Annotated in this window: 13 protein-coding genes; 5 read left to right on the forward strand and 8 right to left on the reverse strand. The window is 61.4% G+C overall.

Annotation, left to right across the window (positions count from 1 at the left end; all coding sequences use genetic code 11):
• Positions 1-1081: 1081 nt before the first annotated feature.
• The 5 genes from AC0MRV_RS19630 (at position 1082) to AC0MRV_RS19650 (ending at position 8922) form a co-directional block, all read left to right on the forward strand.
• Positions 1082-1618, forward strand: coding sequence for a heme NO-binding domain-containing protein (locus AC0MRV_RS19630; protein ID WP_472766214.1), 537 nt, complete (start codon positions 1082-1084; stop codon positions 1616-1618).
• Positions 1615-2856 (forward strand): sensor histidine kinase, encoded by a 1242-nt coding sequence (locus AC0MRV_RS19635; protein WP_472766215.1) that lies wholly within the window; start codon positions 1615-1617, stop codon positions 2854-2856. The genes AC0MRV_RS19630 and AC0MRV_RS19635 overlap by 4 nt, the downstream gene beginning before the upstream one ends.
• A complete protein-coding gene (locus tag AC0MRV_RS19640) occupies positions 2853-4343 on the forward strand; it encodes a response regulator (RefSeq protein ID WP_472766216.1) in 1491 nt (496 codons plus the stop codon). Before AC0MRV_RS19635 ends, AC0MRV_RS19640 begins: the two co-directional genes overlap by 4 nt.
• Before the next feature lie 207 nt (positions 4344-4550).
• Positions 4551-7331 carry an ATP-binding protein gene (locus tag AC0MRV_RS19645; protein WP_472766217.1) on the forward strand — a complete coding sequence of 927 codons (2781 nt, stop codon included), beginning with the start codon at positions 4551-4553 and terminating at the stop codon, positions 7329-7331.
• Positions 7332-7443: 112 nt separating this feature from the next.
• A complete protein-coding gene (locus AC0MRV_RS19650; protein ID WP_472766218.1) occupies positions 7444-8922 on the forward strand; it encodes a response regulator in 1479 nt (492 codons plus the stop codon).
• Here AC0MRV_RS19650 and AC0MRV_RS19655 read toward each other — a convergent pair.
• From AC0MRV_RS19655 to AC0MRV_RS19690, 8 genes are all read right to left on the reverse strand, one after another.
• Positions 8911-9456 carry a GrpB family protein gene (locus AC0MRV_RS19655; RefSeq protein WP_472766219.1) on the reverse strand — a complete coding sequence of 182 codons (546 nt, stop codon included), beginning with the start codon at positions 9454-9456 and terminating at the stop codon, positions 8911-8913. The two genes, AC0MRV_RS19650 and AC0MRV_RS19655, sit on opposite strands and share 12 nt — an antisense overlap.
• Positions 9457-9472: 16 nt before the next feature.
• Positions 9473-10021: a GrpB family protein gene (locus AC0MRV_RS19660; protein ID WP_472766220.1), complete on the reverse strand. Its 549-nt coding sequence runs from the start codon at positions 10019-10021 to the stop codon at positions 9473-9475.
• Between the two features lie 374 nt (positions 10022-10395).
• A complete protein-coding gene (locus tag AC0MRV_RS19665) occupies positions 10396-10905 on the reverse strand; it encodes a hypothetical protein (RefSeq protein WP_472766221.1) in 510 nt (169 codons plus the stop codon).
• An 81-nt stretch (positions 10906-10986) separates the two neighbouring features.
• Positions 10987-11367 carry a DUF6794 domain-containing protein gene (locus AC0MRV_RS19670; RefSeq protein ID WP_472766222.1) on the reverse strand — a complete coding sequence of 127 codons (381 nt, stop codon included), beginning with the start codon at positions 11365-11367 and terminating at the stop codon, positions 10987-10989.
• A 119-nt stretch (positions 11368-11486) separates the two neighbouring features.
• The gene (locus tag AC0MRV_RS19675; protein WP_472766223.1) at positions 11487-11681 is read right to left on the reverse strand and encodes a hypothetical protein; all 195 of its coding nucleotides are present in this window, start codon (positions 11679-11681) and stop codon (positions 11487-11489) included.
• Between the two features lie 28 nt (positions 11682-11709).
• On the reverse strand, positions 11710-12141 hold the full coding sequence (locus AC0MRV_RS19680; protein WP_472766224.1) for a hypothetical protein: 432 nt from the start codon (positions 12139-12141) through the stop codon (positions 11710-11712).
• A 15-nt stretch (positions 12142-12156) separates the two neighbouring features.
• Positions 12157-12681, reverse strand: coding sequence for a GNAT family N-acetyltransferase (locus AC0MRV_RS19685; RefSeq protein WP_472766225.1), 525 nt, complete (start codon positions 12679-12681; stop codon positions 12157-12159).
• 1328 nt (positions 12682-14009) lie between these two features.
• On the reverse strand, positions 14010-14456 hold the full coding sequence (locus AC0MRV_RS19690; protein WP_472766226.1) for a hypothetical protein: 447 nt from the start codon (positions 14454-14456) through the stop codon (positions 14010-14012).
• Positions 14457-14593 lie beyond the last annotated feature (137 nt).

Genomic DNA, 14593 nt, shown 5'->3' on the forward strand with positions numbered 1-14593 from the left:
CACTTATTCACCATACCTCTGATGGTGAATAACTTGTGCATATCAAATTCGTGACTTTTTCGCAAAAATCAGCCAGCTTCCTCCTCGTTCCTTGATAGAACAGTCAAGCGCATGACGGCATGAAAAACCCGTCGGAAGCGGAGACTGGGATACGCCCGGGCAACCGGGGAAAGGGGAATCGGAGCTGGTCCGGTTCACCCCCTCATGCTGAGCGCCTCGTGCGCCGCGAGAGGCATATATCACCAGTTCCTCTGGCCGGGGTCGTGCCCGGTCTAGAAACACGAATCAGGAACTGAGCGACAAGCCGCGAAGTCAGAAACCGCGCGCGAGTCGAGTCAGGTGGAGCGGAAGTTTCGAACGCCCCACTGATACGGTGACCCAGAGGGTTCCGGCTGCTACCGTAAGCCAGCCTGTGGAACGAACCTGGACGGACTGCAAACCGTCGAAAGGCCCCACCCGAGAGGGCGGCGGCGCGAAAACAGGAGCGAGACACAGGAGACCGCAGGAGTCTGGCAAAGCTCGTCACGGTCTCGACAAAGGAGCGGCGCGAAAAACGCGTCACCCCATTGCAAGGTGGAAGGCAGCCTGAGAGGTAAGAGGTCAGACCCGTCCCACGGGGCCAACGCCCGGCCAAAAGCCGGGGCCGACCCCGCGAGAACGGTGCCGATGTGAGGGTAACGTCCTTGCAAGCACATCGACACCTCGTTTGGCGAACCGCTCCCGGCAGGGAGAGGTCGAACCAGGCGCAGAGGCCTCACTCAATAAACTCCGGCTGGCAACAGCCAGAGCGATCCCGCCATGAGATCGAAAGCCGCGCATGCCGTGCGGAGTGGCGTCGGGGAGTCTGCAGCCCGCGAAAGCGAGAGCGCCTAATGTCAGACCATCGGGAAAGAGCGCGTGGCGAACGCCCACCCCCCAAATTTGGCCCAGCGAGCTTCGGCTCGTTGGGCCTTTTTTGTGCCCTGCCGACTCCCCCTCCGACCGAACCACAGTCGCCCGCCGCCACCACTTTCGTCGTTTCCACCGCCAGGAAACACTGAAGATTCCGCGATTCGAGCCGAGAAAGGGGTGCATGTATGGCATGGTGAACAAAGCAGTCGAAGGCATGGTCCGGATGCACCACGGGAACGAAACCTGGGAGCGCATCAAGGAACGCTCCGGCGTCGACGAGGAGGTCTTCATCAGCAACCAGGCCTACCCCGACGACCTCACCTACCAATTGGTCGCCGCCGCCAGCGCGGAGCTCGGCGCGCCGGCCGAGCAAATTCTCGAGGCCTTCGGCATGCATTGGGTGAAATATACCGCCATGGAGGGCTACGGCGCACTCATGGACGCCGGCGGCAGCAACCTGCGCGAGTTCCTGCTCAATTTGCCCAACTTCCATTCCCGCGTGGTGATGATCTACCCCAAGCTCCAGCCGCCGCGCTTCACCTGCACCGATGCCGGCGAGACCGCTCTGCACCTGCACTATTACACCCATCGCGAGGGCCTCGCGCCATTTGTGGTCGGGCTCATGCGCGGCCTCGGGGAACACTTCAAGACGCCGGTCACGATCCAGCAAATCGAGCGACGAACCGACGGCGCCGACCACGACGTTTTTTTGGTGGACTGGTCTTGAGCACCTCGCCCCCCAGCCCGCCCGATGGCGCCACGCCGCCTCCTCGCTCCGTGCAATTGAGCCCGGCGGGCTTCGCCGCGCTTTTCCCCTTTCACGTGGTCTTCGATGCCCAGCTCGTCATCCGCGAGGTCGGCGCGTCGCTCGCCCGTATCTGCCCGGCTGTGCTACCCGGCGCGAACGGTCCGGCGGTCTTCGACCTCGAGCGGCCCGACGCCCCCTTCACCTTCGCCACGATCAGTCAATCGCCGGCCGATCTCTTCCTCCTCACCGAGCGCGAGACCCAGGTCAAACTGCGTGGCCAGATGGTCTCGCTCGACGCCGAACGCGTCGTGCTGCTCGGTTCGCCGTGGTTCACCGATCCCGGCGACCTGCGCCGCCATCACTTGAAGGTGGCCGACTATGCCGTGCACGATCCGGCCATCGACATGTTGCACCTGCTGCAGGTGCACCAAGTCGCCCTGCAGGACGCCAACACCCTGGCCGAACGCCTGCGCGCCAGTCGCGACGAGTTGCGCCGCGCCAAGGAAATCGCCGAGTCCGCCAACCGGGCGAAGAGCGAGTTCCTCGCCACCATGAGCCATGAACTGCGCACGCCGCTCAACGCGGTCATCGGCTTCGCCGCCCTGTTGCGGGAAGATCCCGATCCGGCCCAAACCGCCGAATTCGCGCAAGGCATCGAGACCAGCAGCCAAGCCTTGCTCGGCCTCATCAACCGCATCCTCGATCTCACCAAACTCGAGGTGGGCAAGATGCCCGTCGTCGCCCAGCCCTGCCACTTTGGCGAGTTGCTGGAGAACACCCTGTTGTCTCTCCGTCGCACCGCCGAGGCCAAGGACGTGTGCCTCAGGTGGGAAAGCCCCGCGCAAGCCGAGCTGCTGACCGATCCGCGCCACCTGCGGCGCGTGCTGATCGAACTTGTGACCAACGCGATCGCCTTCACTCCCGCCGGTGGCGAGGTGACCGTGACCGTGGCGATGTCGTCGCCCCGCGACGCGGTGCTCAGGGTTCAGGACAACGGCATCGGCATCGCGGAGGAACGACAGGCCGAGCTCTTTCAACCCTTCGCCCAAATCGACGGCGGGCTCGACCGCCGCCACGAAGGCACCGGACTCGGCCTGGCGATCGCCCACCGCTTCGTCACCCTCCTGGGCGGCGAACTGAGCGTCCGCAGCACGCCCGGCGCGGGCACCACCTTTTCCCTTCACTTGCCGACCCTCAGCCCGGAGACCCCGTCATGAGTTCCCCCGCCCCCACGAGCACCTTGCTCGTCGTCGACGACAATCCCCGCTCGCTGCTCATGCTCAGCGCCACCTTGCGCCGCGACGGCTACCGCATTGTCGAGGCCGAGGACGGATTCGCCGCCCTGCAACTTGCCGCCCAAGTCCAACCCGATGCCATCATCCTCGACGTGATGATGCCCGACATGGATGGCTTCGAGGTCTGCCGCCGCTTGCGTTCCGACCCGGCCTTGGAATCCGTGCCCGTGCTCCTGCTCACCGCGCTCGACGATCGGGATTCCCGGCTGGCGGGACTTGAGGCCGGCGCCGACGAGTTCATTTCCAAGCCTTTCGATTCCAGCGAACTGCGCACCCGCCTGCGCACCATCACTCGCCTCAACCGTTTCCGTCGGCTCTCCGAACAAGCCGCCCGCTTTGAGTCGAGCCTGGCCAACGCGCCCGACCCCATCGCGGTCGTGCGGCAGTCCGGCGAGTTCCTCATCGTCAACACCAGCTTCGAAAAACTCGTCCCCGAAGCCCGCCGCCCGGCGACCTTCGAACAATTGTTCACGCCGGAGACCCGGGACACCTGGGTCCGGTGGCTCGATGGGGTGCACCACTTTCATCCCCACCGCCTGCCCTTTGAGACTACCCTGGCGGTCGTGGAGCCCGGCCGCGCCGCGCCGATCGTGGAGATCACGGCCGCGCTCATTCCGTGGGAACGCGATCACGCCTACCAATTCAACCTCCGTGACGTGACGGAGAAGCGACAGCTCGAAGCGAGCCTCATGCAGGCGCAGCGGCTCGACCTCCTCGGCCACCTCGCCGGCGGCATCGTGCACGACGTGAACAACATCCTCGCCGCCGTGAGCGGCAACGCGCAGCTCATGGATTTCGCGGCCGGCGACGACAACCAGGAATACGCCGAGAACATCATCAACTCCGCCAACCAGGGCGTGCGCATGCTGCGCAAGCTCCTCGCCTTCGCCCGCGGTTCCGACGGCGAGTCCGTGGCCACCGACCTGCGCACCATTGCCCGCGAAGTCACCACCCTCATTCGCAAGTCCTTCGGCATGGACTACCAGTTGAAACTCGAGGCCGACGACGAGGTTGCCCCGGTGCTGGTGGAGCCCACTCACATTCACCAGATCCTCATGAACCTCGCGGTCAACGCCCGCGACGCCATGCCCACCGGCGGCAGGATCACCGTGCGCGTCACCACCCGCACCGTGACCGATGCGGCGCCTTCGTTGGTCGCCGCCGCGGTCAAGGCCGGGGCCTACACCGTGCTCGAAGTCGCCGACACCGGCCCCGGCATCCCCGACGAGGTGAGGGCCCATTTGTTCGAACCCTTCTTCTCCACCAAAGGCCCCGACCACGGCACAGGGCTGGGCCTCGCCACCGTGATGAGCCTCACGCAACGGCATGGCGGCCATGTGACGGTCGATACCCAGCCCGGCAAAGGTGCCTGCTTCCAGTGCTTTTTCCCCGCCCTCGCCGCAAGCTGATCCCCGCCGCCTGATTTGCCCCCCCATTCCCCGGGGCGGTGGAGCGCGCCCGTCCGAATGGACCCGTCCGTTTATCAGACCGCGAAACAGCAAGCACTTAGCACAATCTACCCTCGCCACTCCGTAGTTTCCGCAATCGCCTGCCATCTGCAAAAACACCAAGTTTACTGCTCAATCTCACCGCCCCGATGATCAGGCAGGCTCCATATGCGTAAACTTCTCCCCATCGGTATCGCCCTGGCGGCTGGTCTGGCGGGATTGGCGCTGAACACCCTGCGGCCGGTTCTCTTCACCAACATCGAGTGGGCACTCGGCGGCCTGTTTCCCCTGCTCGCGGCCGCACTCTTCGGGCGCTGGGTGGGGCTCGTCGCCGGGCTGACCGCCTTCGTTTTGACGTGGAACTACTGGCTGCATCCTTGGGGGATCACGACCTACGGCCTGGAGGCGTTTGTTGTGGGCCACCTGATGCAGCGGCGCGGACTGCGACTCTTCCGCGCCTCACTCCTGTTCTGGCTGCTTTGGGGCACCCCGGTCGCCGCGGTTTACTTCCTCAACAACTCCTACCTTGGCTTCCCCTCGAACTACTTCGCTTTGGTGAAGTATCCGCTCAACGGCCTCAGCATCGCGCTCGTCGCGCAGGCCATCGCCGACCGTCGCTTCTTTCGACGTTTGCGCGAGAGCTTGGGCCAACCCACGCCGCTGCCCAATCTTCACAGCCTGCTCACCGCCCAGTTCTCCTCTCTGACGGCGCTCCCCATCCTCATCTTCAGCTTCCTGTTCTTCGGCGTCTTGGACGCAAAGGTCACCGAGCAGGCCGCGCAACGACTGAGCTCCAAAGCCGCCGCGATCGAGCGCGAGGTCACCCACATCCTGGACGTCGGCGCCAGCGAGTGGGAGCAGGAGTTCGTCCTCAACCAAACCAACCTGCCCACCGAGGCGCAGCTTCAAGCCTGGCTGCGCAAACGACCGAGCTGGACCGCCCTCACCTTCCAAAGCGCGAACCCCCGCAATCCGCTGGTCTCCGCGCGCATTCCCCACCCACCGGCCAACGCCGCTCCCTTCACCACCACCCTGACTGATCGCGATGGCAATGAAGCCGCGACCGTGCACAGCCATCTGGACCTCGCGGAACTCATCCGCCGCATGCAACTGCCGGAGGAGTTGCTGGACCACGACATGCTCATCCTCGACGCCGAGGGGCACCCCCTTTTGCTGCCCAGCACGATCGGCCCGGAGCTCGTGCCCGACATCCTGCAGACCGTTTTCATCGACGAAGTTGGCATGGGCAAAACCGACTTTACCCACGACCGGTGGCGGCCGGAGACCCTGCGCGTCGAACGCTTCCGCTGCCATGCGCGCCCCATCACCGGCACCAACTGGACCCTCATTCTCGAAGACCCGCTCTGGCGCACCCAATCGGAATCGGTGAAGCTCTTTCTCCTCAGCCTCATCCTCACCCTGCTTGCCGTTGCGTTGGTCAATCTGCTGAGCCGCTCCACGGCCACCGAGATCACCACCCCGCTCCGCCAACTCGCCCATCACACCGCGACCCTCGGCCGCGGCGCCCCCTCCGCCGCCCCCGCGATTGACGCCCCCGTCGCCGTCGAGCTGGGCCAGATCCAGACCGATGTGGTCGCCGCCACCGAAAAACTCAATCAGGCCAACCAACGCCTGGGAGACGCGATCAAGGATCGGGACCGTTCCCACGAGAAACTCGAATCGGTCCTCAAGCAGATGGAGCAAACCGTCCGCGAGCGCACCGCCGACCTCACCGAGGCACTCACCGCCGCGCGCGCCGCCGACCACGCCAAGGGCGAGTTCCTGGCCATGATGAGCCACGAACTCCGCACCCCGCTCAACGTCATGCTCGGCTCGGTCGAGCTCCTGCTGAGCGGCGAATTCGGTCGCCTCTCCGAGCAACAGATCAAGTCGGTCGACGCCATCGACGCCAACGGTCGCCACCTGCTCTCGCTCATCCAGGACATTCTCGACTACTCCAAGGACGAATTCAATCAACTCGCCCTCCATCCCGAGAGCATCGATCCCCGGGAGGAATGCGAACAGGCGATCGCCTTGATCGCTCCCCGCGCCGGCGCCAAAAACCTCGCGGTGCGCACGTCGTTCCAGCACCAGGGCACCCTCATCTGGGCCGACCCCAAACGGCTTCGCCAGATGGTGATCAACCTGCTCTCCAACGCGGTCAAATTCACCCCCGAGGGCGGCACCGTGACACTGCAGGTGCGCCAACCCGCTCCGGGACACCTTCGTATCACCGTTTCCGATACAGGCATCGGCATCGCCCCCGAACACCTCGCCGACATCTTCCTACCCTTCCATCAGATTGATCGCACCCTCTCGCGCCAGTTCGAAGGTTCCGGGCTCGGCCTCACCCTCGTTCGCCGCCTCGCCGAACTCCACCACGGGGAGGTCAGCGTCACCAGCGTGCCAAACGAAGGCAGCCATTTCCACCTCGACCTGCCGGTCGCCCCCCGGGTGCCCGCCGGCAACACCACCCCGGCGCCAACGTCCGGGAGCGCAGACGAGCCCGCGCGCTCGGCGAAGTCCGGCGCCGGGCTCGATGAAACCAGCCCCGTCCGGGACGACGAGACCGTGCTCATCGTCGAGGACAACGCCACCAACGCCGAACTCATCCGCAGCTACCTCCGCATCCTCGGCTTCAAAGGCGTCATCGCTCGCGACGGCGTTGAGGGCTTGGAACTGCTCTGCCAGATCTCTCCCATCCTCGTGCTGATGGATGTGCAAATGCCCCGAATGGACGGCATCGAAGCCACCAAAGCGATCCGTGGCCTGCCCGACCCCCGCCTCTCCACCGTGCCGATCATCATGGTCACCGCCCTGGCGATGGAGTCCGACCGCCAGCGCGCCCTGCGGGCGGGCGCCGACGAATACCTTTGTAAGCCCTTTTCATTGACGGACTTTAGGGAAACCCTCCAGCGCTACCTCCAGCCCCGAAAACGGCCAAATTAATTGATCCGCCTGCCCCGAGTTCCCACAGTGAGCTCCGACCGCGCGCCCCACTCCGTTTCCGCGCCCAAAACCCGTCCCGGCATTCGCCAATCCTCCTCCCACCTTTTCTCCGATGTCCGACCACCCCGCGACCGTCCTCATCGTCGATGACACCGAGCGGTCGCGCGTGCTTCTCCATTCGCTGCTCAAACCCGAAGGCTACCATCTCGTCGAAGCCGTCGACGGCATCGAGGCGATCGAAAAGGCCCGGGAACACTCCCCCGACGTCATTCTGCTCGATGTCATGATGCCTGGCATGGACGGCTTCGAAACCTGCCGCCTCATCCGCGATATCGAAGGCCTGCGCGAAGTGCCGATCCTCTTTCTCACCGCGCTCGACGACCGCAAATCCCGCCTCGAAGGCCTGCAGGCCGGAGCCGACGATTTCATCACCAAACCCATCGATACGGCCGAGCTGCGCATTCGCCTGCGCACCATCACCCGCATCAACCGCTTTCGCACCCTCTACGAAGAGCGCGCCCGGTTCGAGCAGGCGATCAACCACGCGCCCGACGGCGTCATCGTCACCGACCGCGAAGGCAACATCAACCTCATCAACCCCGCCGCGCGCGAACTGCTCTCCCCGGAAGCGCCGGTGAACGGCAAGTTCTGCGACCTGCTCGGGCAGGACGCCGCCGATCACCTGAGCGGGCAACTCAAGCAGGATGCGCCCGCCAGCCGTGCCTCCGTGGTCACCGAGCTGGTCTACGCCCGCCGCATCCCCAACCAGGTTGAAATCGCCGCCGCCCGCCTTCCCGGGGACGCCATCATCTTCAGTTTGCGCGACGTCACGGAGCGCAAATCGCTCGAGGCCCAGCTCATCAGCATGCAGCGATTGGAAGTGCTCGGCCAACTCGCCGGCGGCATCGCCCACGACCTCAACAACATCCTCACCGCCGTCATGGGCACCGCGTCACTCATGGAGCTCAACGCCCGGGAGTCCGACCGCAAGTCGCTCAGCACCATCCTCACCAGCAGCCGCCGCGGCGCCGAGATGCTGCGCCAACTGCTCGCCTTCTCGCGCGGCTCCGACACCGACATCCGCCAAGTCGATGTTGGCGAAATCGCCCGCGAAGTCGCCGACGTCGCCTCGGAAACCTTTCCCGCCACCATCGAAGTGCGCTTCCAGAAAAGCGACCAGGCGCCCCTGCCGACCATCGCCGCCAACGCCTCGCAGTTGCACCAGATCTTCATGAACCTCTGCGTGAACGCGCGGGACGCCATGCCCACCGGCGGCCAACTCACGATCCGGCTCGATCGTCGCATCATCGATGCCCCGGAGAGCCTCACCGCCAGCGCCGAAAGCAAACCCGGCGACTACCTCATCGTCGCCGTCAGCGACACCGGCAGCGGCATTCCGCCGGAGGTGCGCACCCGCCTCTTCGAACCCTTCTTTACCACCAAACCGGCCGGACGCGGCACCGGCCTCGGCCTCCCCACGGTCGCCCGACTCGTGCACCTCCACCACGGTTTCCTGTCGCTCGACAGCACCGTCGGCCAGGGCACCACCTTCACCTGCCACTTCCCGGTCGACGCCCCGTCAGAAGCCTGACGACCGCGCACGATCACCTCCGCGCGCGGCCCCGTCAATGACCCGTGCCACGAAGGCGGTTTTCCCCTCCGTGTAGGCCTCCCGGTCGTGGGGAAACTTCGCCGCCAACCGGCGCTTCAGCACGGCGTATTCGCTCGCGAGCGTAGCATCGGCGCGGAGCCGGTCGCGAAAGGTGATCTGTGCTGACCACAACTCGCTGCCGACCGGCACCAGATGAAGATGGTGCGTTCGAAGCGATGGCCGCGGCTTGCAGAACCAATGCATCACCTCGGCGCGGAAAGGAGCGTAAAGGTAGTTCAGTTCACGAACCGCAAGAATGGCGTCGTGCGAAGCTTCGAGCGACTCGACCCCCGCCATGATGTCGATCACCGGTTTCGCCGCCAGTCCCGGCACCGCCGTGCTGCCGATATGCTCGATCGGCCCTGCAAGCCAAGGTCCGAGAACCCGCCCGAGCGCCTTTTGCTCAGCCCGGAAAAGGCGGGCCCACCCCACGTCATGGGGCACCACTTCAATCGCTGCATCGTCCTCCGCCATGGTAGTTACCTACGTTCTACCCCTCCCCCACCTCGTCAGCCCCAGTCGCGCGACCCGGCGCGGGTTCTGATGCTCGCCGGCCAATGGCGGGGCGCGACTGGAGGATGGCCGACAGATACCGATCTTTGGCTCTCCAGTAGGCGTCGGGGCCCAAAGGGGCGGACTCAGTTTTGATACGGTTGTATTCGGCCAAACGAACGGCGTTGGAACTGAAGTATTCGTGCAAGAACAGCATGAAATCGGATTCCGAGTCTCTTACCATTAGCTGCACTCCGAGAGGGAAAGGGTAAGCGTCATCGTCTCCAAAGCTGGCGAATGACTCTGTCCAATTCTCGGGCTGCTTGATCGCGAAATGGCGCCGCAACACTGAAACAGCAGAGGTGAAGTCCGCCTGCTCGACCCGCAGCAACACATCGACGTCCCCTTTTGTGAGTGCGCCGCAAATCGCAGTTGCGCCGACATGATGAAACTCCGCTTTCGGCAGCAGCGCCGCCAATCGAGCGGCGATCGCCGGGAGATTCGCCTCCACTACGGGTTTCAGATCTTTTGAGAGGATGAGATGCATGCTCGCCTGCTTGACCTAAGTTTCAGCTGAGACCGCGCAACAGCTCAATCCGGGACCTTGGGTGTGTCTGGGAAAGCCGAGGGAATGCGGGCCTGACCCACCAAAGCACCGATGGGAACGCCATTGGCATCCATCCACGCAGATCAGCGCGACCACGGTTCACCCGGGATCCGCACCAATGCACGCGTTACCACAACAACGAGGCCCCTGTCTCCTTGCCGCCTCCGGCGACCATACCCCAACCCTCAAACCGACGTCTCCACGCCTTGGATACGCATCCCCATTTTACGCTTGATCCAAAGCCGCCATATCAACGTTGCAGCTGAGACAGGCCGACTTGTCGCCCTTGTCTCCGGCGATTGGTTCGCACTTTTTCAGGCAATGGCATTCAAAACACCAAAGAATGCTGCGACCGCCAAGGTGACGCCCACCAACTTTCCGAGGCGCTTCAATCGCGAAGCTTCGACAACTTGGAAATACCGCTCAACTCCCTCACTGAAAAAATACCAACAAATCAGTGAATGAACGATGATTCGGCCGGCGAACTTGATGAAATGCGGTGCGGCCTCTGCCGAGGAAAGCCCCGCATTCTCGATCAGTCCGGGAAGCGTGATCAGTGCATTGGCGCTTCGGGCAACCGAGTAGGTGAGATAAAAGGCTCCTAACCACCAACCCCATCTCTTGGCGGTCCACATTCCGTATCCCGCTCCGAGTCCAAGCAGAGCGAGGAACCCGACGGCGAGGTGGGCGACTACCGCGGACACGCCGACGGCTCCAAATCCTTCGGCAAGTCTCGAGGCGAACCCAAGCTGCATGATGAACATCGCAGCGCCTCCGAGAAAATAGAGAACAGCGAGTATGGATATGCCGAGTGGCCGTTTCATATCTTGCCAACGTTTGAGGTCAGACAGAAGGGACAGTGCAGCTGGCCCGAATTGCCTGCGCTGATTTTTTCGACTCTTGTTTCATTGCTGCTGCAGACGCTCCCAAATTGCTTCGATGATCACCATGGACGCGCCGTCAGGATGCTCAACGCCAGTGTCCTTCAGTAACTCCTCATTTCCGCGCCAGAGGCCTGTGCTGTTTCGGATGCCCATGCCCCAACCCATATGGAACATGATCAGCTCATCACGGGGAGTCTCTCTGACCGTCTTCTTATCTTCCTCAGAAAGACTCGCGATGATTCGAGTTGCTGCTTCATCAACCGAACGCGGCCAAGTCGCGGGATCGTCCGCAACGATGGGATTCTCGACGATCGGTGGTTTGCTCACCGACTCGACCTTCTTGTCACATCCGCTCACGAGCACGAGCAGCGAAAGAAAAAATCCAGTGGGTGCACTTTTCATGTAACTACGTCGAACGCTAAAGCTAAGCCGCAACGACCAGCGAAGGAAATGTGCGGATCACTTGGAGGACAACGGAGCGGCCAACGGCGGCCCTGGCCGTCGTTGGCTCCGGCGGTTGGTTAGCCTCTAAATTCTGCGTCATACTGGTCTGCCTTCTTCTTCAGCTTACGGATCTCGGCCAAAGTAACCCCGGCGATCAATATCGTGAACATGAGGAAGGGGATGTTTAGGACCTCCTCAAACGTGCGGAGGAAACCGACCGCGATGTTCAACATGAGCACGAAGAACACTCCGAAAATGTAGTAGATGAGCATAGCGAATCCGGTCGGCTAACGTTTGAAGTCAGACAGGCCGACTTGTCGGCCTTGTCTGCACTGACTGGTTCGACTCTTTTCTTTCCGGTCGGTGGATGCCGAACTTGTAGGTAAGAAACTGTCTGAATTTCTCAACCGCCTCTTCTCTCCTGCACAGCTGATGATCGACGTCCGCGGAGCCTTCGATTCGGTGGTATTCGAACATCACTAAGTCTTCGGAGTATCGGGCATTCAGCAGGAGCATATTCCGCCCCCAAATGATCTCCGGCCGATCCGACACCACAAATCCGTAAAAACCTAAAGAGAGGAAAACCTCGCCTAGGAGATCCTCTTCTTCGAGCCAGTCTACGATATCGATGATGGTGTTCATTCCGCGAACCACGACCCCGCCTACATCTGACCCGCACCACTCGCGGATTCGCTCAACGCTGGACAATGGGACGGTCGATCCGGGATTCATGTCGAACGTTTGAGGTCAGACAGGCCGACTTGTCGGTCTTGTCTGAACCGGTTGGTTCGGCTCTTTTTTCTCTCCGGATTGGAGGTGGAGCTTGAGCCCTTCATGAGAGGCGACAAATCCGAGTCGCTCGTAGAATCTAATCGCTTCAGGTCGATTCTTATCCGAGGTCAACTGCACCATGTGGCAACCTCGCAACTTGGATCGCTCTACAGCCCAAGAGATGAGTTCCCGGCCGATTCCACGTGATCGAAATCTCCGGTCGATCCGCACGCCTTCAATCAACGCCCTCCAACTTCCACAGTAAGTGACAAATGGGATGAAAGTGATCTGAAGGGTGCCAACAACCGATCCGGCAGATTTCGCCACAACGAGCTCATTGTTCGGATCGCGATTGATGGCTTCGAATGCGGAATAGTAGCTTCCTGGAAGGGGCGCTACATCCAACTCTCGAAGGCTCCCGAGAGGATCATCCGAAAGTAGGCGCACGATATCCGGAATATCCTCGCGCGTTGCTTCATGAAATCGAAGGTCGCTACCCATTATCAAGATGTGCTTTCGCCGAACGTTAGAGGTGAGCCGCGAGTCACAGCGCGGAGCGATGTGGCTCGTTGGCTCGACTGGTTGGTTCGACTATTCTTTTAGTGTGCATCGAACTTTCCTCGCACGATCATCCGCATCGTAGGTGACGCGAACGGATAGTGATGACCGCTTTATCGACAGTGGTGCGCCACCCGAACTAAGCGCTAAGAACTCGCTTTTCGCGTCCTTTGTCGCTCCGAGGTCTCCTCGATTTTCGATCACGGTGTTCATCCAAACGCGAATTTCCTCTCTGCTCTTTCCGACCAGCTCTTGGTCGAGGAATCGCGATATCTCCGGTAGGTTCGCGTCGAGAACCGCGCCTACCGGCGCTGCGAACTTCGGAAGAGGAAGGTGTGCTTCAGAAGAGCTAGTGGTCTCAGCTGAGCATGTCAGGCACACGAACAAAAGAATCGGTAAAATCTTAGTTTTCATGTCGAACGTCTGAACTCAGCCGCGAGGCGCGCCAGCGCCTCGTTGGCTGCGGTGGTTGGTTCGCCTCTTTTCTTTCGGAGCTTTCATCCTGAAACCTCGGTATACGGATTCACGCGGATGACGAGCCCTTCAACTACGGCTCCGTCTTTCAGCTCGAGGACTGTGACCCTTCGCTCTCCGCCACGAAACGCTAGAAACATCGTCTTCGAACCCCGCGCAAGGGATTCCGCCCAAGACAACGCTACCGCCTCTTCTCCTTCGTCCGTCAATTCGCTTTCGAGAACATGGTGATCGTCGGACTCAATGCCAGGCACGCACGCACTCGGATGGAAACCATCGTAACCGGACTCCGCGACCGACTTCTGAATCAACGAGCAGTAGTCCTGAAAGGTCATCTCCGGCTAACGTCTGAACTCAGCCGCGAGGCGCGTCAGCGCCTCGTTGGCTGCGGTGGTTGGTTCGACTTTTCATCTCAGGAACAAATTCATCGAAAATACCCCGAAGCCTATTGATGAAATCCATACCCCCCCCTACCAAGACAAGGTAACAAATACCTGTCGAAGTGGTCGTCTGGAATCGCAAATAACATCGCCCATACGGTTTCTCGGCCTGCTCTTCGTCGTTCATGCTCGATTTGCGCAGTGCCCATCACCGCGAAGATGAAGCTCCCGAAAAGCAGGACTACGAATGAGCCGATGGCGATACCTGAAGATCTTTCTGCCATTGCTCGACCCAAGGAGCCGACAATCAATCCCGATAAGGCGCTACTGAGCCAAGTTGCACGAGTCCGCATGCCGAACGCTTGAGATCAGACATGACCGAAGGCGAAGCCGTAGGTCATTGTCTGCGTCGATTTGTTAGGGTTTTCTTTCAACTGTTCGAATCTCCTTCGTCACCGGATCAAAGTGAACCAAATACTTCGTTCGCACCGCGTTGGTCTCAAGTGTAACTGTGTAATGATCGACTCCCTCCGGGCCGTGGTCGAGTGACCATGAAATACCCATGCCGTTAAACTCAGCTTCAGGCTCATTATTTTGGAGATGAGATTCCATCGCTTCCTTGACCTCAGAAAAGCTTGGACCCGGAAGTGCGTTAAACCACGCGAATGTGAAACCTCCAAGTGCCACTACCACGCCAACCGCGATCAGTTTCCACCCGGTCCGCTTCTTTCTCTTCTTTTCATCATCCGTCAAATTGGCCTTCCGCAAGACCGGGAGGTGGTCGACGAGCAAATTGCCAATGCCAAAGGAAAAGAACACGAAGCCGAGGAGGGCGCATACAACTGCTATGAATATTACCGCCATGGTTCCCTAACGTCTAAGCTGAGACAGGCCGACTTGTCGGCCTTGTCTCCGGCGATTGGTTAGCCTCTTTCTTGGTTTCGGGAGGCATGGATGTGCTCTTTCGTGATCTCGATGAACTCACGAACATGAACTTCGGA

This window comes from Actomonas spartinae, from assembly GCF_051209155.1.
GTDB lineage: Bacteria > Verrucomicrobiota > Verrucomicrobiia > Opitutales > Opitutaceae > Actomonas.